General features: G+C 35.5%; 18 protein-coding genes and 1 riboswitch. Of the genes, 8 read left to right on the top strand and 10 right to left on the bottom strand.

What is annotated here, in order from left to right; all coding sequences use genetic code 11:
- Positions 1-100: 100 nt before the first annotated feature.
- Both KO527_RS15290 and KO527_RS15285 read right to left on the bottom strand, forming a co-directional pair.
- Entirely contained in the window at positions 101-1288 is a 1188-nt protein-coding gene (locus KO527_RS15290) for a porin (protein ID WP_216041142.1), read from the bottom strand.
- Between the two features lie 11 nt (positions 1289-1299).
- A complete protein-coding gene (locus tag KO527_RS15285; RefSeq protein WP_252733742.1) occupies positions 1300-1740 on the bottom strand; it encodes a phosphate ABC transporter substrate-binding protein in 441 nt (146 codons plus the stop codon).
- Between the two features lie 315 nt (positions 1741-2055).
- Here KO527_RS15285 and KO527_RS15280 point away from each other — a divergent pair, with 315 nt between their 5' ends.
- The 5 genes from KO527_RS15280 (at position 2056) to KO527_RS15260 (ending at position 9201) form a co-directional block, all read left to right on the top strand.
- On the top strand, positions 2056-3540 hold the full coding sequence (locus KO527_RS15280) for a NarK family nitrate/nitrite MFS transporter (protein ID WP_216041141.1): 1485 nt from the start codon (positions 2056-2058) through the stop codon (positions 3538-3540).
- Positions 3541-3651: 111 nt separating this feature from the next.
- Positions 3652-5406, top strand: a complete 1755-nt coding sequence (locus KO527_RS15275) for a bifunctional protein-serine/threonine kinase/phosphatase (protein ID WP_216041140.1) — start codon at positions 3652-3654, stop codon at positions 5404-5406.
- A 30-nt stretch (positions 5407-5436) separates the two neighbouring features.
- A complete protein-coding gene (locus KO527_RS15270; protein WP_216041139.1) occupies positions 5437-5619 on the top strand; it encodes a hypothetical protein in 183 nt (60 codons plus the stop codon).
- 294 nt (positions 5620-5913) lie between these two features.
- The gene (locus tag KO527_RS15265; RefSeq protein WP_216041138.1) at positions 5914-7422 is read left to right on the top strand and encodes a polysaccharide deacetylase family protein; all 1509 of its coding nucleotides are present in this window, start codon (positions 5914-5916) and stop codon (positions 7420-7422) included.
- Between the two features lie 168 nt (positions 7423-7590).
- Positions 7591-9201: a winged helix-turn-helix domain-containing protein gene (locus KO527_RS15260; RefSeq protein ID WP_216041137.1), complete on the top strand. Its 1611-nt coding sequence runs from the start codon at positions 7591-7593 to the stop codon at positions 9199-9201.
- A gap of 17 nt (positions 9202-9218) precedes the next feature.
- On the opposite strand, the gene KO527_RS15255 is transcribed toward KO527_RS15260, so the two are convergent.
- The 8 genes from KO527_RS15255 to KO527_RS15220 form a co-directional block, all read right to left on the bottom strand.
- On the bottom strand, positions 9219-10142 hold the full coding sequence (locus KO527_RS15255; RefSeq protein WP_216041136.1) for a glycoside hydrolase family 16 protein: 924 nt from the start codon (positions 10140-10142) through the stop codon (positions 9219-9221).
- Positions 10143-10349: 207 nt separating this feature from the next.
- Entirely contained in the window at positions 10350-11096 is a 747-nt protein-coding gene (gene moeB, locus KO527_RS15250) for a molybdopterin-synthase adenylyltransferase MoeB (protein WP_216041135.1), read from the bottom strand.
- Between the two features lie 180 nt (positions 11097-11276).
- On the bottom strand, positions 11277-14087 hold the full coding sequence (locus KO527_RS15245; RefSeq protein ID WP_216041134.1) for a TonB-dependent receptor: 2811 nt from the start codon (positions 14085-14087) through the stop codon (positions 11277-11279).
- A 494-nt stretch (positions 14088-14581) separates the two neighbouring features.
- Positions 14582-15790, bottom strand: a complete 1209-nt coding sequence (gene pcaF, locus KO527_RS15240; protein ID WP_216041133.1) for a 3-oxoadipyl-CoA thiolase — start codon at positions 15788-15790, stop codon at positions 14582-14584.
- A 4-nt stretch (positions 15791-15794) separates the two neighbouring features.
- Complete coding sequence (locus KO527_RS15235) at positions 15795-17126, bottom strand: aspartate aminotransferase family protein (RefSeq protein ID WP_216041132.1); 1332 nt, start codon at positions 17124-17126, stop codon at positions 15795-15797.
- Positions 17119-17823 (bottom strand): 3-oxoacid CoA-transferase subunit B, encoded by a 705-nt coding sequence (locus KO527_RS15230; RefSeq protein WP_252733741.1) that lies wholly within the window; start codon positions 17821-17823, stop codon positions 17119-17121. Before KO527_RS15230 ends, KO527_RS15235 begins: the two co-directional genes overlap by 8 nt.
- Positions 17820-18545 carry a 3-oxoacid CoA-transferase subunit A gene (locus KO527_RS15225; RefSeq protein WP_216041131.1) on the bottom strand — a complete coding sequence of 242 codons (726 nt, stop codon included), beginning with the start codon at positions 18543-18545 and terminating at the stop codon, positions 17820-17822. The genes KO527_RS15230 and KO527_RS15225 overlap by 4 nt, the downstream gene beginning before the upstream one ends.
- Before the next feature lie 63 nt (positions 18546-18608).
- Entirely contained in the window at positions 18609-20228 is a 1620-nt protein-coding gene (locus KO527_RS15220; protein WP_216041130.1) for a hypothetical protein, read from the bottom strand.
- Between the two features lie 182 nt (positions 20229-20410).
- Here KO527_RS15220 and KO527_RS15215 point away from each other — a divergent pair, with 182 nt between their 5' ends.
- The 3 genes from KO527_RS15215 to moaA all read left to right on the top strand — a co-directional run bounded on the left by KO527_RS15215 (position 20411) and on the right by moaA (position 24062).
- On the top strand, positions 20411-21241 hold the full coding sequence (locus tag KO527_RS15215) for a LysR family transcriptional regulator (protein WP_216041129.1): 831 nt from the start codon (positions 20411-20413) through the stop codon (positions 21239-21241).
- A gap of 378 nt (positions 21242-21619) precedes the next feature.
- Complete coding sequence (locus tag KO527_RS15210; protein WP_216041128.1) at positions 21620-22816, top strand: alginate export family protein; 1197 nt, start codon at positions 21620-21622, stop codon at positions 22814-22816.
- A gap of 128 nt (positions 22817-22944) precedes the next feature.
- A riboswitch (molybdenum cofactor riboswitch) is annotated at positions 22945-23101 on the top strand.
- A complete protein-coding gene (moaA, locus tag KO527_RS15205; protein ID WP_216041127.1) occupies positions 23091-24062 on the top strand; it encodes a GTP 3',8-cyclase MoaA in 972 nt (323 codons plus the stop codon). Its footprint overlaps the riboswitch before it by 11 nt.

The following is a 24062-nucleotide window of genomic DNA, read 5'->3' as shown; positions in this document are numbered from 1 at the left end:
TGCATAAAAATAACTAATAATTTTAATTATTTAAATTAATGTACTTCAATAAAACCCAAGAAAATAGCTACCAAAACACCCAGTAGCTATTTCTCTAATTCTAAAAAATAAAATCTACTCCTACTGTTACTGTATCTGAATCACCGTGATAACGCCAACCAGACTCAGGCACAGCTTCATCTACAAATTTATCATATTGTATTTTAAAAGATGCACTCGGGTGGAAATCGTAACGAACCCCATAACTTAACATGTAATGTTCTTCGTAATCTTCAGTGTTACTACGTTTCTCACGTTTATGATCAGCTTTTGAGTAACTAATAAATGGGTGGAACTCATCTAGGTTATAAACAACGGAAATTAAGTATGTAGGAAACTCTGTGCCATTAGCGTCATCATAAGTTACCAGGTTCCAATCAAACAGAAATGTAAACATCGCTAAATCGACAGTACCACCAAAGCCCAGAAACTCCTGAGAGAAAGGGGTATAATCAGCGATACTGCCATCCTGAGCTATGGTTTCTCTGTCTCTATCATTTTGAAAATATACAAGACGTACATCAAAAAAATCACCTGAAAGATTCCAATTAAATCCCATGATGTCTGTCCATAATTCATTGACTGATTTTGCATTGCCTCCATATAGTTCATCGTAATATTTCATTTCTTTATTATCATTGGAATATTCATTACCATAAAAGACACTAATCGTATTTGAATAATCACCCAATGAAAAATCGTACATGGCATGTAAACCATTAAACTGAGTCACTTGCCACCAATAAAGATTTGAAGGCGGCCTCATCCAAGGATACGCATAACCCACCTCTGAAAACTCAGAAAAATAATACATAGGGATATTCCGCCTTCCAGCCATTAAAGTTAGATCATCTGTCGCTTGATAAGTTAAATAATACCAGTCAAACTCAGGGCTAAAATCGTCAGTGCCTTTAGCGACCAATTGGCCTGTTACTTTTAAATTTTCTCCCATATCAGCAACAACTTGTAACGCAAATACAGTTTCAGGTTTAAAACTAAAGTCATTACTATATTGGCCTACGTCATAGAAATCAGCTGTTAGTATTTGCTCTCTTGTAACTGATGGTGGGTTAGAAGCACTTGGGGGCTGACTCCAATCATAGTTAACATTATCCAACGTTACATCATCTAGAGTTCGACCAGCAACCACAGACCCAAAGCCGGAAATTTTCACATCAGCAACTGTATAGCCTGATATAAAAACACTTGATACAAGTAAGGCTGATAGTGATTTTTTTAAATCTTTCATTTTGTCCTCACTTAAAATTTAGCAATAACTTTAACGGCGTCTGTCACAGAACTTGAGTTTATATAACCTATCGCACCTTGATTTGATGAAATGGTTGCAATAATTTCTGCGTCTGATGAAAGCTCATTAGGCATGCTGCCTTTACCGGTAAAAACTAATTTGGACCAATATGCATTTACTTGGCTGCTAGAGCGACCAATAACGGCTTTATTAAATTCATCACGAGAATTCATGCCTTTAGATGCATTCATAGGCAATGCTACTTGACCATTAGGGAATTTTTTCATTTTTCCCATGAATATTCTTTCAATTGAATTTTTATCTAAAGCAGAGCCATTGGCTGAGTTAACTATTACTGCAATTTCTGCAGATACAGAGTGAATTGATAACATCCCAACAAGCATTGAAGTGAACATGATGCTGAACTGTTTTTTATTATAGTGTTTAAACATTGTTTGATTCCTTATAGAGCAGTTGATAACTAACACACAAGAAAAGGTTCATTGCTAAATATAGAATTATCTGACTATTTATCAAACTTTAGTTTAATAAACAAACAATCAAGACTCTGAATTAGCTGCACTTAAGCTGTGCATTTGTGTGATTGTTTGGTGCTTCAATTCCATACATAGCAAACGAAAAAACATTAACTCATTGTTTTATATTGAATAATTATATTGGCATTGCCTTTGCTCTTAATCTTTTAGATAAATTTAAACTTCAATTTCTAATCAAAAATTAGATATTTAGATGATAAGGATTCACATATGACTGATGCAGCGGGCATTAAACTCAGGTCTTTTTCAGGAAAGATGAAAATACTACACTTAAGTTGGATGGCGTTTTTTATCACATTTTTAGTGTGGTTTAATCACGCGCCATTGCTGGGTATGATAGCAAAAAGCTTAGGTTTAACTTCAGATCAAATAAAAACATTGCTCATTCTCAACGTAGCGCTCACTATCCCAGCTAGAATTGTTATCGGTATGTTAACTGATAAATATGGACCTAAAATAACTTATGCACTTTTACTCGCCATATCGAGCATACCTTGTTTTGCCTTCGCATTATCTGATTCCTTTATGCAAGCCGCGATTGCAAGGTTTGCTTTAGGGTTCATTGGCGCGGGGTTTGTTATTGGGATCCGCATGGTAAGTGAATGGTTTCCCGCAAATGAGTTAGGTACCGCAGAAGGTATTTACGGTGGCTGGGGTAACTTTGGTTCGGCAGCCGCGGCCATGTTATTACCTGTATTAACTTTATATTTTGTCGATATCGGCATTGCCGGTGACAATGCATGGCGATATTCAATAGGATTAACGGGTTTATTATGTTTAGGTTTTAGCTTTATTTGGTATTTTAATGTTTCTGATACGCCAAAAGGCGCAACATATTTTAAGCCTAAAACCACTGGTGCGATGGAAGTGACATCAAAAGGTGATTTTTTCTTATTATTATTAATGAAATTACCACTTTATGCAGCACTTGCATTACTAACTTGGAAATTATCTCCTGCAGCTGTCAATATGATTTCCGATAACTTTGCTATTGTAATCTACTTCAGTTTGATTTTGTTATTTTTATATGAAGTTAAACAAACTTGGAAAGTAAATGGTCATATATTTAAAACACCAGTAGAAGAAGTTCACAGATATTCATTTAAACAAGTTGCGGTTTTAAATATTTTATATTTTGCGACATTTGGATCTGAGTTAGCAGTTGTATCAATGCTACCACTATTTTTTAGTGAAACTTTTAGTTTAGATATAGTGCAAGCAGGTTTTCTAGCTTCATTATATGCATTTATGAATTTAGGATCTCGTCCTATCGGCGGCTGGCTAAGTGATAAGTTTGGCAGAAAAAAAGTATTGTTAATTTTAACGTTTGGGCTTGCTGGAGGCTATTTTATTCTTGCTCAATTGAACAGTGAATGGCCGCTGTATTTAGCAGTCGCTGCAGTTATGCTGTGTTCTTTCTTTGTTCAATCCGGTGAAGGCGCGGTATTTGCAGCTGTACCATTAATAAAAAGACGTTTAACAGGACAGATTGCGGGCATGACAGGGGCCTATGGTAATGTGGGTGCAGTTGTATATTTAACTATTTTATCTTTAGTTGATTATCAAACCTTTTTCTTGGTAATAGCAGCAAGTGCTGTCGTAGGCTTTATCGCTATTTTATTTATGAGCGAGCCAAAAGGCGCTATGGCAGAGGTAAATGCCGATGGAACAGTACAATTGATCAATGTAGGTTAATCCTTGATATCTTTCGTGGTAGTGATGCAAAGGCAGTAAACTCAATGCCTTTACACCACACTTGATATCAATGTGAATTGTATAATTAGTTAAGGCGCAACAAGGCATTATGTGAAAATAAAAATGCAAAAATCGGATAAAACAACAACAGCAATTCAAGTCATTATTGGCGGTTATTCAAGCGCAGGGGTAAAAGGTGAAAATCAAGATGCCTTTGCAGCTTTGATCCCCGAAGCCGCTTTACTGACAAATAAAGGGGCAAGTGCCGTGATTGCAGATGGCTTATCCTGTGCAGATAATGCAGCTGAAGCGTCACAATTGAGTGTGACTCAATTTATAGACAGTTTTTATGCTACTCCAGATACCTGGTCAGTGCAAAAATCGGGTGCTAAAGTATTAACAAGCTTAAATAACTGGTTATACGGTCAAGCAAAAATAAACAAAACCAGTCAATGGCTAACAACACTCTCAGCGATTGTATGTAAATCCTCAACTGCGCATATTTTTCATGTTGGTGATTGTCGAATATCACGTCTACAAAATAATATTTTTGAAACATTAACGAGAGAGCATAATCATAAAGTAGGTGGAAAAAAGACTGTTTTAACACGGGTTATGGGTGCTGATAACCGACTTGACGTTGATTATAAAAAAGTACCTATAGAGAAAGGCGATATGTTTTTACTTAGTAGTGATGGTGTTTTTAACCATTTAACTGACAAATATATTAAGAATCAGCTATCTAAACTAAAAAACAACACACAAACCAGAATCCATTTAGAACAACTCAGTAAACAATTTGTAGATAAAGCTATCGAATCAGGTAGTACAGATAACGTCACTTGTTTGATTATCAAAATTGATAAAACAGTCACAGATGATCAACAAGCGTTATCACATTATTTTGAAAATAAAGTGATTCCGCCACCTCTAAAAGTGGGTGACAAAATTGACAATTTTCAAGTTCAACAAGTCATTGTGCATAATACCCGCTCACATATCTATTTGGTCAAAGAGCAAGAAAAAGATAATATTAAAATTTTAAAAGCACCATCATTAAATTTCTCTGAGGATAAGCAATTTTTACGTTCATTTGTTCAAGAAGCATGGATAGGAGAGCGAATTGATCATGCAAATTTAATGAAGGTAACCTTTGCACCAGAAAAGAGTCAGTTTTTGTATCACTTAAGTGACCACATTAAAGGGCAATCATTAAGACAATGGATGACGCACAATCCAAAACCAGATATTTACAAAATACAAAACATTTTAAAACAATTGATAATGGCTGTTCGTGTTTTACAAAGAATGGAAATTGTTCACTTAGATATTAGGCCTGAAAATATCATTATTGATGACAATGGGCACATCACGTTAATTGATTATGGTGCAACCAAAATAAAGTCATTTTATGATGGTTATCAAAATATTAAACACATGCCTATGGGAACGTTAGAGTATAGCGCCCCTGAATACTTAATAGAAAGTAAAGCTGATTTTAAAAGCGATATGTTCTCAATTGCGATTGTTGTTTATGAGTTATTATCTGGGAAATATCCCTACAAATTGATTAAAAATCAGTATGAAATAAATCATAACTTAGCACTTTGGCAATACAAAACGATTAGAAACTTCCGTTGTGATTGCCCATTAGAAATCGACTTAGCTATCAGACAAGCATGTTCACCAGATCATACAAAGAGATATAACGCATTTTCTGAATTCGAAGCAGATATTTGTGCTGAAAATATAAAACAAATTGGTCATTATAAAGAAATACCATTTATGGAACGAGAACCAGTGAAGTTTTGGAAACTCGTTTCTTTATTTTTATTCTTAACCTTATTGATAGTTGCGTTTAAATAACGTACCGATTATTGTTGTAACATGTTGCTCATGTTTAAATTAGGTCAAAAAACAAACAAAGACATGGATGATATCTTTAAATATTATACATTCAAGGAAATACGTGCCATAGCGCAGTATTTTTCTAACCAAGAACATACAAAACCTGCAAACTTAAACCCTACAATCGACTCACTAAAGCACAGTATACAAGACGATAAAAATGGGTTTTAAAAAGGTAAAACGCTTTATTTAATAGGCGATCAAAATAGCAATATAACAGCACGTGCCACGATAAGACAGGGAAAGGTAAACCAAACTCAATGCACTCAGAATAACAAATCAATATGCGCGATACGTCAGAATGACATTATCGGCATACAAAAATGGTCATAGAACTACAGATAATAATTTAGATTATGTAAAGCAAAAACTAGCAAAAATTTGAATGAACATGATATTAAATATATCGCAACTTATATTCAATCAATGAAATTAATATCAACAATACAAAAATAAAGGAACACTATGAGTAAAAGGAATTCAATTTCAGCAATATTTATTATATTTATCTTAATTGGCTGCGGAGGTGGAAGCGCGACTGTCACTCAAGAGGTAAACAATAAACAATTACACTCAGATCTTAACTTTAACGGAGTTACTTATACTAAACAGGATTTTAAAACTGAGTTTACAGGTTTATATCTTAATAAAAACACCTCTTTGTCTGCCAATCACCTTGAAACTGCGATTCGGGTTTTAAAAAATATCGAATCTACAATTTCTAATAAAATATCTATAACTGACTTATCGATATTAATTTCGCCTGACAAAGACAGCGCTGTCAGAAAAAGTTTATTTGATACTGCGATAAATGAAAATGGCTTAATTAATATAGAAGAGTCAATGATAAAATCATTAACAGATAATGAAGATACTAAACTATTTGAACTGATTTTTATTTATGAAATTTTAAAGAATAAAAATGGACAACCCTTAAACACATTAGATTCAGGGCAAGTAATTAAATTTTTATCAATCGCCAACGCTTTAATTGAAATGCAGTATGGTTCAAAATTATTTGTAGATAATACAATTATAAGTGAACAAGTGTTTCAAGATTTTTTAAATAACATTAATGAACCCTATATCCCAGATACAGTATGGTTTTCATTAGATAACAAGTCGTTCAACGGCATTAATATCGTTGAAACTGCAATCAATAATTACATTAATGATAATCCTGCAGCCAAACTACATAATATTTGGCAGATACCAACAAATGAATTATTAAAATGGTATCTAACCCCTATAAGAAATAAAAAAAGTAATCCCTATGTTAGAACGCCTAACATTGATGAATTTAATCAAGTGCCTGACGAAGAGTTTTCAAGGCAGGCTAAGTTATTTCCTAAGCTATATTTTCTTGAAGGTTTACACCATGAAAAACAAATTGCTTTAACCTTTGATGATGGCCCCTCACAATACAGTTCAGGCGTTTTAGAGGTACTAGAAAAAAATAATATTAAAGCCACATTTTTCGTGACAGGTAATAACATAGCTGCAAACAAATCTGTTTTAAAAAATATATCTGATAAAGGGCATACAATTTCTCATCATTCTTGGTCACATCCAGATACCAGTTTATTTGAAAATAACGACAGATGGTGGCAGCAAGAGTTTAAACCTACAAATGATTTACTCTATGAAGCAATAGGCTATAGGGCTGCGATTTTTAGACCTCCTTTTGGTCGTATCAGAGATGATCAAATTAACTATTTATCACAAAAAGGGATTTTAGTAGTTAATTGGTCAATAGATACCAGAGATTGGAACCCAAATACAAACACAGTTGAAAACATTGAAAATGCAGTTATTACTAATCAACATCCTGAAGCGATAGTATTGATGCATGACGGCGGTGGAGATAGAAGCAATACAGTTGCTGCACTAAATCATATTATCCAATATTATAAAGAGCTTGGTTTTGAATTTGTTACTGTAGATAAACTTTTAGGTATTAATAAAGCGTATTAAAATATATTTCCGTCAGCTATGAATGATTATGAAGATCCAATCAGAGTTTCAATTTTTGTTTATTTAAGTTCAATAAATAATTGATAATAAGATATATTGATACTTGATATGGCATATGTAATCAGACAAGATAATAAATTCAATAACATGGGTAGTTGATTAAACGTTATGCGGTATATTCTTGACGATATTAAACTAGATCTGATTTCAGGTTTAATATTTAAAAATGGTAAAAAAATAACTATCAGAGCTAAAACTTTGTTAGTTCTCAAGTTTTTAATCGAGAATAAACATCAAATTGTAAGTAAAAAAGCTTTATTAGCCCAGGTTTGGTCAGATGTGGTAGTTCAAGAGCAAGTTTTGGTGCAATCAATCAAAGAAATACGTGATCTGTTAGGCGCTGATGTAATTAAAACCTACCCAAGACAAGGGTATCAGTGGACAGCCCAATTACAAAAAACCAGGTCAAATTTCCCTGCGTTTTTTAAATTAAAATGGCCTGTGGTTTTATTAATGACTTTATGCTTATTATTGAGCCTTTACATCATCACTAACGAAACTCCCAATAAAAGCAAAGCATTAAGCATTGCCATTTTACCTATCAATAATGAAATGCCCGACCTGATCCACGATTGGGTGCCATTACAAGGTATGGATTATTTAAACCAAAACATTACCTCAAAAACAACACTCAATGTGATAAACAATTATGATCTGTTGGATGCAATTGGCAATAGTAACGATTTTTCTAACCAAAAAGTTGAAGATAAAATTCACCTGATCCGTAGAAATACTGGGGCTGAATTAATTGTATCTACGAGACTAATGGGTTATCCACATGATTTTCAATTACACTACATCATATATTCATCTCATAATGTAGAACGAGGTGTTGAGTTTGCTGATAGTGTTAATGAGACATTTGATAAACTAACTAAGCAAATAGCACTGCGATATAGCCAGTTTGATGCACAAGCTAAACTCTCTTATACCAGTGACTTTAGCAATGAAGCCTTTGTGAGTGGCATAGAACACTACTTACAAAGAGAATATGAGAAAGCCAAGCCATTTTTTTCAACAGCACTATCATCAAATCCAAACTTGTTAGCTGCTAGGCGATATTTAGCTGCCAGTTATGCCAATACTGGCGATCTAAAAAAAGGAGAACGCTTATTAAAAAGTAATATATTGTTTGCACAAAATAAAGGAGATAGCAGAGAAGAGATCAGAGATAATTTAATGATAGGTTACCTGCTCATTAATTGGCGTAATGAAAATACAGATGAGCAAAAGAATCTTAAAAAAGCCAAGCACTATATAGAAAACGCCCGTAGACTAGCGGAGCATCATCAAGATAAGTTATTTATTGCCTATACTCATCACGAACTTGGAAAGATATACCGATTAAACAAGCAATATGTGCAGGCTATCAAATTTCTAAACTCAGCACTAGATTACCATCAATCTTTCGAAGGCAGTTATGGTCAAACTACCGCATTAATAGAGCTAGCGCTTGTCTCACATGAACTTAATGATGAAAAGAGTAGCGAAGACTATTTTAGTCAAGCGATGGATATCGCAATTGCGAATGGCGTTGCCACTAATAAAGTGTGGATATTATTAGCTCAAGCAAATATCAAACGAGGGTTAAATCAAAACTTACAAGTTAATCATTTAATAGTGCAAGCAATGTCAATTGCCCAAGCTGCAAACTCAGAGCATTTAATATATCGGGTTAAGGCCTGGAGCGATCATAACCCGCTATACGAAGTTAACTAAAATAATTAGCTTGGACTTTATAAACCACAGTAACTATCATATTTTGGGCTCCAATCAGGCACTGTATCTGTTTGTTTTACTTTTTTTTCACGAAATGCTTTTACATTGTGTTTAATCTCTTGGGTAGATAATATTTCATCCGCATTAAAATATACCCAATCAACTTCTTGGAAGTATTGCCTCATTTGAGGTACCTGCACTAGTTGATTAGGATCAAACCATAAATTAAAGTTCATAGACATGGCGACTTCTGGATATACCACTTCACTATGCTCAGCAAATAACTTACCATTAATATAATATTTAAGATTATTATCAGTAACTTGAAGTACTAATGTATTCCATCCTTGCAAACTATTTATATCAGCTGTATTTTCATTTACTTTAGTCCAAGGTTTTAATTGGAAGGTTTCCCAAGAAGTTGCAAATAACGCGTGATCGCCTTCACCCCAACCACCATTAGGCAAATATTCAAAATCCATTTCACTGTAATTAGGTGCCATTGGATATTCTAATGGGCTGATTGCATAAAAAGTTTCTATCACGCTGTCCCCATCAGGACCAAACTGAGGTGTGTTATTAAAATAAACACGCGCTGCAAAAGTCCCTTCTAAATATTTTCGTTTGTGGCATATTTGAGTGTGTCTTGTATTAGCCGCTGTGCCATCTGTTTTAGATGTTAAACGCATTACAAAATTAGTATGATCTAATGCATCAGGATGAAAACTAATACCATCATCCCACCAAGTCGCATTTTTAATTCCTGGGTGACCTTTTTCTGTTCTGGCAACCCAACCATTTTTTTGTGCGTCGGCTAATGTTTGATAATTAAAATCATCAAACATTACTTTCGAGGGCTTTGAATTTGCGATAGCTGGTGAAGCGATGCCTGTTGTTAAAGTGAAAATAACTGGCGAGATAAATTTAAAATGATTATTCATTTTTATTCCTTGAATATTTGTTTTTATGGTTCTGACAAACACAGGAACATTTTATTTTGTAGTCGACCAATTAAAGATTATTAAATTGGTCATTTTTTCAATTAAATTATATTAAACTTGCTTTATAACATGTAGTTAGATATTTAACTCGTAACAAAACAATTAAAATTATTTTCCATTAAGTAAGCTTATTTATTGCTTTTCACCTTAGCTACACACTTTACAACTTGCTACTTTAGCAAACTTAAAGCTATTCGTTTGGCTTGTCATGGCATCTATCATCAGTATTTTACCTTCAAGTGGCTCACCTACACCCATTAAAATTTTCAATGTTTCTAAAGCTTGATATGAACCAATAATACCAACAAGGGGTGCGATTATTCCTGACTCAACACAACTTAAATCTTGTTCACCAAATCTGTGGCTAAAACAATGATAACAAGGCGCATCTTCAGCCATAGTAAAACTGGTAACTTGACCTTCCATACGAATGGCTGCACCTGAAACAAGTGGCGTTTTTGAGTTAAAACACCCAAGGTTGATCATTTCTCTGGTTGTTAAATTATCAGTACAATCTACAACAATATCGTGCTGAGAAATGAGTTGGTTTAATTCGTCGTTTTCAAGCTTTTTATTAATAATTTTAATGTCACATTCACTGTTAATTGCGGCTAAACTCGCTTGTGCTGAAGCGACTTTAGAGTCGCCAACATCAGCTTCTGTATGTAAAATTTGTCTTTGTAAGTTAGTTACTTCTACCGTATCGAAATCAACTAATGTTAATTTACCTATACCAGAACTTGCTAAAAACGGCGCGCAGCTACAACCTAAACCACCTAAACCTATCAGTAAAACCTTACTGTTGAGCAGTTTTTCTTGACCTTCGAAGTCTATAAATGGAATTAAAACATGGCGGCAATATCTTAAAGATTGTTTATCTGAGAGTTGTTTCATTAAAAAATCATTACATGCAAAATTGATAATGTATTTTAACCAATTAAATATAGAGATAAATATTTAATTTTTACTTTTTTACACCTTGTTATTCTATATCAATATTATTTAAATAAAAAAGCGATACACCCGGGAATGTATCGCTTTGTATTAACTTTTTATAAAGTTAATTATGAGGGGCTAAAATTTCACGCCAAGTTTAAGATACATATAACGACCTATAACTTGGTAAGTATTTACATCTGTATTGGCACCAAAAGCTGAGAAAACATATGGTGGTTTTTCATCAAATACATTGTTAATACCTAGGCTCATATTCACATTATCATTCATGTAATAAGCAGTTTGCATATTAACAGTTGTATTAGCTTCAACATCTCTTTGGAAAGGTTCTGTCCACCAGCCTTTTTCTGTTTCTTCAACGCCGCTAATATAATTAACAGTCACATTAGAAACAAAATCATTTAAGGTCCAATCAACAGAAAAGTTAGATTTCCACTTAGCAAAGTGACCATCATTATGAACATCAAAACGACCTTCATGTGCTACTGTTAATTTATCATGCACAATTTTATCGTATTCAAGTAGATAAGTAGTATTAAAGTTAAATGCAAACTCACCAAATGAAGATTCTGCAGTAAACTTAGCATTAAAATCAATACCTGATGTATTAATGCCACCAATATTTAAGAACGGGTCTTTAATATGAATGAACTGGCCAGTTGCAGCACCTTCTGAAAATCTAACCATATCATCACAGAACATACCGTGATCCACACAGCCGTCTAATCTGTTTTGTGCACCCACTTGGCTGATTGCATTTTCAAGTTCAATTGACCAATAATCTAAAGTGAACGACATATTATCTAGTAAATCAGTATTGTAAACGATACCTGCAGTAAGAATATCTGCTTCTTCAGGTTCTAAATCTGCATTACCGGCTTCTTGTGTTGGAATTTGTTCAACACCATCATCGTTGTAGCCTGTAGCAGGTACACCAGATGCAATACAATTTACATTGCCAATTTCATTATCATCAGCGCATCTATCATGTACTTCAGGGAAGTCTATCGCAGCACCTCTAAATAACTCATCTAGATTTGGCGCACGGAAAGCTTGAGACGCAGTTGCACGTACTAATAAGCTATCACTTGGACGCCAGCGCACACCTAATTTACCTGTGGTATTTGAACCAAAATTACTGTAGTCAGAAAAACGGGCAGCAAAGTCAATTTCTACGGTATCTAATACTGGAATAATTAACTCAACAAATGATTCATCAACGCTATAACCACCTTTAGTTGGCTGAGAATCACCAGCTGTTGTAATACCGTTCATTAACAATGAATCTGGCTGATAAAAACCAGTCTCTTTACGTGTTTCTAAACCAAATGCAAAACCAACTGCACCGGCTGGCATTTCAAATAAATCACCACTTACAATAAATTGCCAAGATGTTTGTTTATTGCCACCATCACGCATTGTTGGATAGTTACCACTAATATATTGCATCATTTCATCAGAAATTTCGTTTTCAGTACCCGGCTCACCAAAAATATTTAACGGTACACAACCATCAATTAAATCAGCTGCTGTTGCGCCACAACGTAAAACATTATCTGAATCAAAATGAGTAGGGCCAACAGCTTCTGCAACACGGTCTAAATGATAGTTACCAACCGATACTTGGTTATAGCTATTTTCACCATAATTATAAGATAGCTCCCAGTCCCAACCATTTGTAAATTGGCCTTCTAAACCAACAACAATACGTGATGTACGAGATTCTTGAGAATCTTGGCGCCCACCACTTTCTAGCATTCTACGTCGCCAATCATTTAATTCATAAGAATTACCTTGTGCGTCTTTAGGGCCTTGTGTTTGGTTATAATAGTTATCAGGTGAGTAGGGAGCAGCTGTACCAAAAAAGATAAGTGGTGCTAAAGGCTCTGGCGCAATCAAAACATCACCACTTGTTTGAGAATAACTTGCTTCTCCAAATGCACGTACATCTTCAAAAATACCTGCGCTACCTAGCTCTTGATTTGTTAAAGCTGCAATGTAAAAACGATCTCTTGGTGTTTGTAAATAGTTCACAGGATTATAGTTATAAGAATCTGTCCCGCCATCTCTGGTACGCCAATCACCAAATTCAGGACCACGAGTTACATTGGCATCCGCTAATGGGTCATCTGGATCGTTTGCAGAACCTGGCGCGCCATCTACATTTGCCCAAGGTGAAGCCGAGCTACCACCTTGTTCAGTATGGCCGTCTGGATATGCACGTAATTCATATTCTGAAAACCCACGATCTCCCATAAATATGCTTTTTTGCTCATGGTAACCAAAATTAACAACTGTATTTCCTTTATCTGAAGTAGAACCGTAAGTTACGTCAAAGCCAATTTGTTCGCCGTCGCCTTCACCTGTAACACCTGCTGTTGTATTAATTTCAAAACCATCAAAATCATTACGTGTAATAATATTAACAACACCCGCAATGGCATCTGATCCATAAACCGCTGAAGCACCATCTTTTAATACTTCAATACGTTTAACCATGCTTACTGGTATTGCATTTAAATCTACAGACGTATCAGCACCGGCACCACCCGCCACAACACGGCGGCCATTAATCAATATAAGTGTTCTTTGCTCACCAATACCACGTAAAGAGAAACGCGTAGCGCCATCTGAACCATTATTATTTTGCGTATTTGAAGCTGCACCTGCAGATGCGGTAAGTGTTTGTAAAACCTCACCAACACTGCTTAAACCCATTTTTTCAATTTCTAGTTTACCTAATAATTGAACTGGGTTAGCACCTTCCATTTGGCTACGGCGGATCCGTGAGCCTGTAACTTCAATACGTTCAACTTCAGCCTGAGTTTCATTTTCTGCAGCTTGAACAGTAAAAGGCACAGCTGTAATAGCCGCGCCGCCAAGCAAAGTAAATTGTATTGCCTTTAATATTTTGTTTTTTTGATACATTTGTTCTTCCCCGTGAGAGTTAAATGGACACGTTTATTATGTTTACTTCTAAGTTATATTCGCGTGCGAAATTAACAATAACATTGGTTACTAACACTTCTATTACATTTACGTGATGGGACATTAACGAGTGGCAAACGGAGGGAATCTTGTGTTCGATGTGAAATAGTTACATTTACTATCTGTATAGTTGTATAAAAATAGAAACGGAATCAATTTGATAATTACATCAACATCTATAAAGTGACACTATTTATAAAAATTTACTTTAATTCAATAACTTAATAAATTTAAGTTTACGGTGAAAAACATATACGTTGATTTATAATTATCTTCCTGATTGATATATTAATTATTTTTCTGATACCGATTTAAATCCAAAACCAACTTGCATGCTCTTGACCTCGGTTTGTTAAAAAATAATGTATGGAAGCACAATAGCACCTACTCATTGCCATAAATAAACAGAATCTAGTAGGTGCTAATTTTCCTATTTAGTATTCATAATTTTCAATGATCATAGCTATGCCTTGTCCTACTCCTATGCACATAGTACATAATGCATAACGTTTATTAGTTACTTGTAACTGGCGCATAGCAGTAATAATTAAACGTGAACCACTCATGCCTAATGGATGACCTAGTGCAATAGCGCCACCTTGTGGGTTAATACGAGCATCGTCATCTTTAAGACCTAACTCACGAATACATGCTAATGCCTGGGCACTAAAAGCTTCATTTATTTCAATAATATCTATATCATCTAAACTAAGATTGAGCCTTTTTAGTAACTTATTAGTTGAAGACACTGGGCCAATTCCCATAATCCCAGGTTCAACCCCAGCAACAGACATACCCAGTATTTTTGCAACCGGTTTAAGCCCTTGTTCAATTGCAGCTTCTTTAGATGCAATTAATAAAGCAGCAGCCCCATCGTTTATACCCGAAGCATTTGCCGCTGTGATTGTGCCATCAGCTTTTACAAAAGGTTTAAGTGAAGACATCTTTTCTAAACGACTTAACCTTGGGTGCTCATCTTTATCGAAAACACGATCTTCTTTATTTCTTTGGGGAATAACCACAGGCACTATTTCTTGTACAAATAAGCCAACTTCTTGTGCATTGGCTGTTTTCATTTGGCTGTAAAAAGCAAACTTGTCTTGATCTTTACGATTAATATTGAAATCTTCAGCTAAATTTTCAGCAGTTTTTGGCATAGTTTCAGTACCATAAACCTCATCTAACTTTTGATTGATAAAACGCCAGCCCATAGTAGTATCAAACATTTCTTGTGCACGATCATAATTATTAACAGCTTTGCCCATAACAAAAGGGGCACGTGTCATAGATTCTGCACCGCCCGCAATAATCAATTCTGCTTCACCTGATTTAATCGCCTGCATGGCAATGCCAATTGCATTTAATCCTGAACCACACAAACGATTTATTGTTGTTGCTGGTACTTCAACAGGTAAACCGGCCAAAAGAGTAGCCATACGGGCAATATTGCGATTATCTTCACCTGCTTGATTGGCACAACCCAAAATTACATCGTCGATTTTTGAAAAATCACACAGTGGATTTCTGTCCATTAATGCTTTTAAAGGTAGCGCAGCTAAATCATCAGCTCTAACACTTGCAAGAGAGCCTGCATATTTTCCGATAGGTGTTCTGATCCCATCACATATATAAACATCTTTCATTTCATTACCTTATAAGGCTAGGTAGCTGTTGCGTTACTAACTCAAAGCCTTTCTCTAATACATCAACAAGTTTTTTAATCTCATTAATTGTCATGACAGTTGAAAGCATCATGGAGCACGTATTGATCAACATAATCCCTTGCTCATTGGCATGGGTCAGCATTATTTTTAAAGCCTTTGCTTCATCTTCATTTAAAAAGCTTTGCCTATAGTTTGTTGGGGGGAGTGATTTAAAATGAACTCTTAACATAGTACCTTCACCAGTCACACATGCTTTAATGCCTACTTTTTCAATTGAATGCGTAATAAGTTCTTTTGTTTTAAGCGCTAACAAATTTATTTTTTCAATCGCTTTGTGATCAAATAATTTCATGGCTGTTAGACCTGCAACCATAGTCACAGGATTAGCCGAGAAAGTACCTGAATGAGGCAGTAACACTTTAGGTTGTAATGGATCTAATACTGACATTACATCTGATCGGCCTGCAAAAGCGCCAACAGGGAAGCCACCGCCAATCATTTTGCCCATAGCGGTTAAATCAGGCGATACTTTATACCTTTGTTGTGCACCACCAAAACCAACTCTAAAGGTGATCACTTCATCAAATAAAAGTAGGGCATTTTGTTCTCGTGTCCAATGATATAAAGCTTCTACAAATTCATCTTCAGCCGCAATCATGCCTACACGATGTGAAACTGGATCAAGTAAGATCGCAGCAATGTCACCTTGATGCTGATTTAATATCTCAAATGCTTTTTGTGTATTGTTATAGGGAATAACAATGACATCTTCAAGGGCTTTTTCAGGCGTACCAACAGCGACAGGCACACTGTTTGGCTTATCTTCATCACCCCAATTATTAGGGTTAGCAGTTTGGCTCACTTCTGCATAATCATAAGCTCCGTGATAAGCGCCTTCTACTTTGGCTATTTTTGCTTTACCTGTAAATGCACGCGCTGATTTGATCATTGCCATTACAGCTTCGGTACCAGAGTTTACAAAACGAATTTTTTCAAAGCCCGGTACACGAGCACATAACAATTCAGCAAATTCAATTTCAACTTCACTGGCCATTGTAAAAGCAGTGCCTTTTGATACTTGCTCTATGATAGCGCGAGTGATCACAGGGTGAGCGTGACCATGAATTAGCGATGCCATATTGTTTGCAAAATCAATATATTCTTTACCATTGATATCAGTAACAATACAACCTTCACCTTTTTCAACATAATCAGGGTGTGGTAATTTAAAAATCGTATTTCGGCTTATGCCACCAGGCAGTACTTTTTTAGCACGCTCAAATAATATTTCGCTTTTATTTATTTGCTCAGTCATTGTTTTCTCCAGAGTATTTCAAACGAGAATCAATTAAGTTAGCTGCGGTTTTGTTTTTTACTGTTTCAAAACTAATGCCCGGTGCAAGCTCTAATAATTCAAAACCTTTATCTGTTATTTCTATTACTGCTAAGTCTGTATAAATACGTTTTACAACACCTTGCCCCGTTAAAGGAAAAGTACATTGCTCTAATAGCTTGGCATCATCATATTTTGTGACATGTTGCGTGATAATATAAATGGTTTTAACACCTGCCACTAAATCCATCGCACCGCCCACAGCTGGAATGGCATTTTTAGAACCAGTTGACCAGTTTGCTAAATCACCATTTTGAGATACTTGCATTGCACCTAATACACAAATATCAATATGCTGGCCACGGATCATGGCAAAACTATCTGCATGATGAAAATATGCAGCACCTTTAACCGCTGTAACCGGTTTTTTACCCGCATTGATTAATTCAGGATCTTCACAACCTACTTCAGGAGTCGGCCCCATGCCTAATAAGCCATTTTCGGTGTGATAAATTACTTCTCGACCATCAGGGACATATTTTGCAACTTGCTCCGGAATACCTATGCCTAAATTAACATAAGCGCCATTAGGGATATCTTGAGCAGCGCGCTGCGCCATTTCATTACGATCCCAACCTTTTTTGTTTAAATCAGTCTTAACATCAGCGACTTGACTCATGGGTAAGAAACTCCTTGGGCAATTAATTTAGATTCTTGTTGAGGATCGCTGATTTTAACAATACGATTAACAAATATGCTTGGGGTTATCACATGTTCTGGTTCTAACTCGCCAACTTCAACTTGCTGTGATGTTTGTACAATCGTTGTTGTTGCAGCCATTGCCATTATAGGTGCGAAATTACGCGCTGTTTTATTAAATGTCAGATTGCCGTATCTGTCGGCAGTTTCTGCTTTTATTAATGCAAAGTCAGCCGTGATTGCTTTTTCAAGTACAAATTGTTTGCCAGAAAAACTCGGTTCATCAAAGCTTCTATGCTCTTTACCATCTGCTAAAACCGTGCCGACTGAAGTAGCAGTATAAAAACCGGGTATACCAGCGCCACCAGCACGTATACGCTCAGCTAATGTGCCTTGTGGTACTAATTCAAGTTCAATTTTGCCTGCATTATATAAATCAGGAAATACTGTTGAATTTGCGGTACGAGGGAATGAACAAATCATTTTACCTACTTGGCCATTTTCAATCAGTGCCGCTAAACCCACATGACCACTGCCGGTATTATTATTAACAACGGTTAAGTTTTTTGCACCTTGATCTATGAGTGCATGTATCAACTCAATTGGACTACCAGCTTCACCAAAACCACCTATCAACACTGTCGCACCATCAAAAATATCGGCAACAGCATCTTTTAAACTTGCAATAGATTTATCTATCATTACAACTTCCAAAAAATTATTTCTTAGAAAATAAAAAGCGCAAATTAATTCGCGCTTTCATGGTTAGTTTAATTTCTTAGCCAATGCTGCCGTTAAGTCATGCTCGATTTGTTTCAACTCATCAGCAAAGAAGTATTTTTCGGTATCAAATGGCGTTAGGAAATCTATGGTATTTTCTGTTTCATTAAATTTTGCGTGGAATACTTTATCCATCCACTTCATATTTCTTGATTCTGTAAATTTTAGAGCAAAGCACTTTTCTCCACCGATTTCTGAAGTACCTAATATAGCCAATTTACCCGCTGAAATAGTCATTGAAATATGACGAGAAGGGCGATTTATAGAAGCTAATGAGCGATATACTTTATTAAATACTTGCTCAATATCTGCAAGCGGCGCAGTGTAATAGTGATGCTCACCAGTAGGTCGCGCACAATACATAGAATGAAAGCCAACACACATCATTCCCAAAATTTCAGCTAGATCTATCCAGTTTTGAGCAGAATTATCGATATCGACTTTGCCATCATCGTCTTCAAATAAGCTGATATGGTTCATGATTGGGCTTTGTGAACGAATATTTACACCATGATCTTGTAACCTTCGAATTGCAGCTATCGTACTTGGGTTTAATAATTCTCTTGGAGTAGAAAAGTGGGCCATCCATGCAAGTTGAATTCCGTTATCCCTTAGTAAGTCAAATACTTCTAGCATGCCATTATATTTTTCACTTAATATCATTTCAGGCTGAAAAGTAAGAGAACGCGTCGCTAAACGCACATTTTTAACATGCAATAAGCTTGGATCTTCTATTAATGGCATTATGTATTGTTTTAGACGGCTAGCAGGCATATAGCCACCATCGCCCCCCGTGATCAATAAATCTGTGATCTCAGGATGTAATCGCACATAGTCATGGATTTGTTTAATATCATTTTGAATAAACATATCCTCATCACCACGTACTTGTGCATGACGGAAACAATATGTACAAAATGAAAAACAGTTTTGTGTTGTTTTATCAAAAATCAGCTGACATTGTGGATATTTATGTTGAGAGCCATCTAAAAACTCTATTTCACCTTCGTCATTTTCAAACCATGGTTTATTTAATTGCTGATTACCATCATGTGGGTTTGTTAACTCAGTATAATCAATCGCAACCTGAGTGCGTGCCTTAGCGTCACTTGCATCAATGTATTTTTGTGTCGTTTCATCGTTGATCATTTTTGGTTGTGGGAACACTAACTGAAATACAGAGTCAGTAGGGTAGTCATCCCAGTTAATACTATTGAGCGAGTGACGAGTAGCAAGAAAACGATACACTTCTACAAAAAATTCGCGCTCTACTATATGGCCTATATCTATGCCATTTTCATTTAAAATTGCACATACTTCTCTAAAGCCAGACAATCCTGAGTAATGCTCTTTATCTGTAAATATAAATGGTTTTTTCTCCATAAAGCCAGAATGCTGTGGGTACGAGGCATGTAAACGGCTTAACAAACCAACAGGTAATAGGTTCTCTTTGTTTATTGTATTTATTATTTCGTCAGAATAACCATATCTGTCCATGGTATCGCTAATATCTTGCTGTGATACAACCAAATGTTTTGTTTTATTTATTGTTTCAGATGGAATTACTTGAACAGCAATATTACTTGCCTTGCTTTGAACACTCATTTTATCGCCCTATGAAATGAATCTTAAATAGAATATTTTTTAACCTTATTCTTTATAGAGGTATATGAGAAATATTTAATTTTTATGCCAGATATAGCTAAAAACTATAGCTTGATATAGATCAAATAATCACGAATATAGATACGTTAACCTGTTTAAAAACCAAGCATAAAATTGTAAATATGGATTTAAGAGCACTAAAGTATTTTGAAGCAGTATATGAACAAGGCAGTGTGAGCGCAGCTGCTAGGCATTGCTATGTATCGCAACCTTCGATCACTACAGCAATTCTACAACTTGAACAAACTTTATCGACCCAATTGTTTAACCGACATGCTAGAGGCGTGATACCGACTGCAGCCGCTCAAAAGCTATATCCATATGCCAAAGATATGTCAGGAAAATCAAAAACAATTCTCAGTCTATTTAAAGATGGACCCACTCCTGTTCCTGTCAGATTGGGGATCATGCGATCATTAGGAGCCAAACGAATGAGCCAATTGCTGACAAAACTCAATGACAAAATAGAAAATTTAGAAATAACTTTGGTAGATCCCCACGAAACCTGTGATGCAAGAGTGGTATTGACACAATCAGCCAATACTAATGAGATTTTTATGCCAATATTCAAAGATGATTATGAACTGGCATTACCTAAACAGTGGGATATTTCACAAAAACACATCATTTCATTAATGGATCTTGATAAGTTACCATTTATCAATCGCAATCCATGTGATGCATTAGATAAATTGAAGTCACAACTTGGTATGTTAGATATTCAATTTCAAACTCGAGCCAACATCCGAACAATAGAATACGCGTGGCAGTTAGTCAGTGCCGGAGTGGGCGCGGCGTTATTACCAAAATGGCAAGAAATTATAGATGCCGATATCATTACCTTTAAGCCTATTCAACATGTCAATTTTTTTAAAGAAATTGGCCTTGCCTATAAAGAAGAAAATAAAAGCCATGCCCTAGTAACGGCGTTGATGGATATTTGTACAAACTAAGAAAGTTACAATAGTGCATGAGTGTGCTTGCTAGGTGCAATATATTATACAAAAACACATAACTATTTGAATTAATTGAATTATATAACTGGCACTGAGATTGCAATTAAAGTTCTGGTGACTTAAATTCAAAATCATTGAAGAAGCTTTATAAATATATGATTTCATGAATCAACTTTTCAAACTAAGTTAATAAACACAATTAAATGTTAATTAATTTTTAACGAGACAAGTTTAAATCATATAAAGTTCAAAATAATTCTTAATTAATTCTAAAATTTGATTTTAATCAATTTGTCGTCTAGAAATAGGCGTATCTTTAGCGCCAAGAAGTTAATAATAAATTTAAGTAGCAAGTTAACTAATCAGGTGATTAATATGAAAAAAGCAATTTTCTCTGTATCTAAAATAGTTTTAGCGCTTTCAAGTGTTTTAGGCATGAGCCAAATGGCGATGGCAAATCAAGGTCCATCAATTACAGATGCTGTTGCTAATGGCACAGTTAAGATCAATATGCGCGCACGTTATGAAACTGTTGATGAAGATAACGCTAAAAAAGATGCAAACGCAGGTACTTTACGTACACGTTTAACATATAAAACGGCTGACTTTAAAGGTTTTAATGTACTTGCTGAAGTTGATAATGTAACAGCAATAGGCCAGTACAATAGTACAGATAATGGCAATGCAGATTACTCAGTAGTTGCAGATCCAGAAGGCACAGATGTAAATCAATTTGCGCTAAGCTATAAAAATGGTGGCCTAAAAGCAACTGCTGGTCGTCAACGTATTTTACATCAAGGTCAACGTTTTGTAGGCGGTGTAGCCTGGCGTCAAAATGAGCAAACATATGATGGTTTACGTGTAGAGTATGCATTAAGTTCAGCACTTAATTTTGATTACGCGTACATTCATAACATTAATAAAATTTTTGGTAATTCAGATGGCAAGCCTGATGCACATGGTGCTTTTCAATTAGCAAATGTTAATTTCAAAATTAATAAAGAACATAAAGTAACTGGCTTTGTTTACGATCTTGATTACGATGCATCAGCTGACAGCTCAACACAAACTTTAGGTTTTGACTATAACGGTAAGTTTGGCCCAGTAAATGTGCATGCGAGCTATGCTACCCAATCAGATACAGCAGATAGTACAAAAGATTTCAGTGCAGATTATTATGCTGTTGATGCAAGTATCAAAGTAAGCTCATTTAAGATTAAGGCGGGTTTAGAAGTACTTGGTAGTGATAACGGCGTAGCATTCTCTACACCACTTGCAACTTTACATAAATACCAAGGTTTTGCTGATAAGTTCTTAGGCACTCCTGCTACAGGTATCCAAGATGTATTTGCAGGCGTGGCAACTAAAATTGGACCTGTTGCAGTAAGCGCAACGTACCATGATTTTACATCTGATGTAGATAGCATAGATTATGGTTCTGAATTAGATTTAACAGCTAAATACAAGTTTAACAAAAAAGTGACTGGTTTAGTTAAATATGCAGATTACAGTGCTGACGAACATTCAGTAGATACAAGCAAACTATGGGTTATGGTTAACGTTAATTTTTAAATAAATAGCTTCCAGCATCAACTATCAAGGGCTCAATAATTGAGCCCTTGATGATTTAAATCATGAAATAATATCATTGTTTAAATTCATACTAGCTTTATGTATAAAGTATCATTATATTAAACATAAGATTTTAACAACTCCGAGCCTTTATACCTTCGTTCCAGAGCGTTCAAGGAATTCTGGCCGTGATCACGTTAGTTTAAACACTAAGTTGATCACCAGGGTTTAAAAAGAAATTTTTAGACCTCCCACTACTTGGAAAGGTGTTGACATGCTACAAGACCCACAAGGGCGTAAATTTAGTTATTTACGGCTCTCAATAACAGATCTATGTAATTATCGTTGCAATTATTGTTTGCCCAATGGTTATAAGTGCGATTCTAAACCTGACTATTTATCTCTTGATGAAATAAAATTAGTTGTTGCTTCTTTTGCCCGTCACGGCATTAATAAAGTGCGTATTACAGGTGGTGAACCTAGCTTACGACGCGATCTACCTGAGATCATAACAGCGGTGAAAAATACCCCAGGCATAGAAAAAGTAGCTTTAACAACAAATGCCCATCAACTTGATCGTAAAGTACAACAATGGGCTGATTGTGGTTTAGATGCAATCAACATCAGCTGCGATAGCTTAGATGCGCGCATGATGAAAGCCGTTATTGGTCGCGATAATCTTGCAGAGATGATGGCAGGTATCGATATCGCATTAAAGAGCAGTATTAAGCAAATTAAAATAAATACTGTCCTACTCAAAAAATATAATTACAAACAATTAGATCAATTAATTGACTGGGTAAAAGATACGCCTATTTCTCTACGCTTTATTGAGTTAATGCAAACCGTTGATAATAAAGAATACTTTGAATCGAATCATGTCAGCGCTGAAGAGATTGGCAAGCGCCTAGAAGATACAGGTTGGGCACAAATTTTACGGGGTAAAAATGCAGGGCCTGCAAAAGAGTTTTGTCACCCTGAATATGATGGCCATGTTGGTTTTATCGCACCATATAGCAATGATTTTTGCGGCAGTTGTAATAGATTAAGAATATCCTCAGTTGGAAAATTACACTTATGTTTATTTGGTGAGTCTGGTTACAGTTTAAGAGATTTACTTGTAAAAGGCCGCGAAACTGAACTTGATCAGTTTATCGAAAACGTTTTAAAAGATAAGCCCGATACCCATTTTTTACATGAAGGCATTTCCGGTGGTACGACTGATTTAGCCATGCTTGGAGGCTAA

It is taken from the genome of Pseudoalteromonas sp. C2R02, assembly GCF_018860845.1.
Classification (GTDB): Bacteria; Pseudomonadota; Gammaproteobacteria; order Enterobacterales; family Alteromonadaceae; genus Pseudoalteromonas.
This window is presented reverse-complemented; position numbering and strand designations above follow the sequence as displayed.

Bases quoted from the DNA above. Each gene is read 5' to 3' on its own strand.
- KO527_RS15230 (WP_252733741.1), bottom strand. From the start codon at position 17,823: ATGAGTCAAGTCGCTGATGTTAAGACTGATTTAAACAAAAAAGGTTGG.
- KO527_RS15255 (WP_216041136.1), bottom strand. From the start codon at position 10,142: ATGAATAATCATTTTAAATTTATCTCGCCAGTTATTTTCACTTTAACA.
- KO527_RS15260 (WP_216041137.1), top strand. From the start codon at position 7,591: ATGCGGTATATTCTTGACGATATTAAACTAGATCTGATTTCAGGTTTA.
- KO527_RS15280 (WP_216041141.1), top strand. From the start codon at position 2,056: ATGACTGATGCAGCGGGCATTAAACTCAGGTCTTTTTCAGGAAAGATG.
- KO527_RS15215 (WP_216041129.1), top strand. From the start codon at position 20,411: ATGGATTTAAGAGCACTAAAGTATTTTGAAGCAGTATATGAACAAGGC.
- KO527_RS15245 (WP_216041134.1), bottom strand. From the start codon at position 14,087: ATGTATCAAAAAAACAAAATATTAAAGGCAATACAATTTACTTTGCTT.
- KO527_RS15220 (WP_216041130.1), bottom strand. From the start codon at position 20,228: ATGAGTGTTCAAAGCAAGGCAAGTAATATTGCTGTTCAAGTAATTCCA.
- pcaF (WP_216041133.1), bottom strand. From the start codon at position 15,790: ATGAAAGATGTTTATATATGTGATGGGATCAGAACACCTATCGGAAAA.
- KO527_RS15225 (WP_216041131.1), bottom strand. From the start codon at position 18,545: ATGATAGATAAATCTATTGCAAGTTTAAAAGATGCTGTTGCCGATATT.
- KO527_RS15235 (WP_216041132.1), bottom strand. From the start codon at position 17,126: ATGACTGAGCAAATAAATAAAAGCGAAATATTATTTGAGCGTGCTAAA.
- KO527_RS15270 (WP_216041139.1), top strand. From the start codon at position 5,437: ATGTTTAAATTAGGTCAAAAAACAAACAAAGACATGGATGATATCTTT.
- KO527_RS15210 (WP_216041128.1), top strand. From the start codon at position 21,620: ATGAAAAAAGCAATTTTCTCTGTATCTAAAATAGTTTTAGCGCTTTCA.
- moeB (WP_216041135.1), bottom strand. From the start codon at position 11,096: ATGAAACAACTCTCAGATAAACAATCTTTAAGATATTGCCGCCATGTT.
- KO527_RS15290 (WP_216041142.1), bottom strand. From the start codon at position 1,288: ATGAAAGATTTAAAAAAATCACTATCAGCCTTACTTGTATCAAGTGTT.
- KO527_RS15285 (WP_252733742.1), bottom strand. From the start codon at position 1,740: ATGTTTAAACACTATAATAAAAAACAGTTCAGCATCATGTTCACTTCA.
- KO527_RS15265 (WP_216041138.1), top strand. From the start codon at position 5,914: ATGAGTAAAAGGAATTCAATTTCAGCAATATTTATTATATTTATCTTA.
- moaA (WP_216041127.1), top strand. From the start codon at position 23,091: ATGCTACAAGACCCACAAGGGCGTAAATTTAGTTATTTACGGCTCTCA.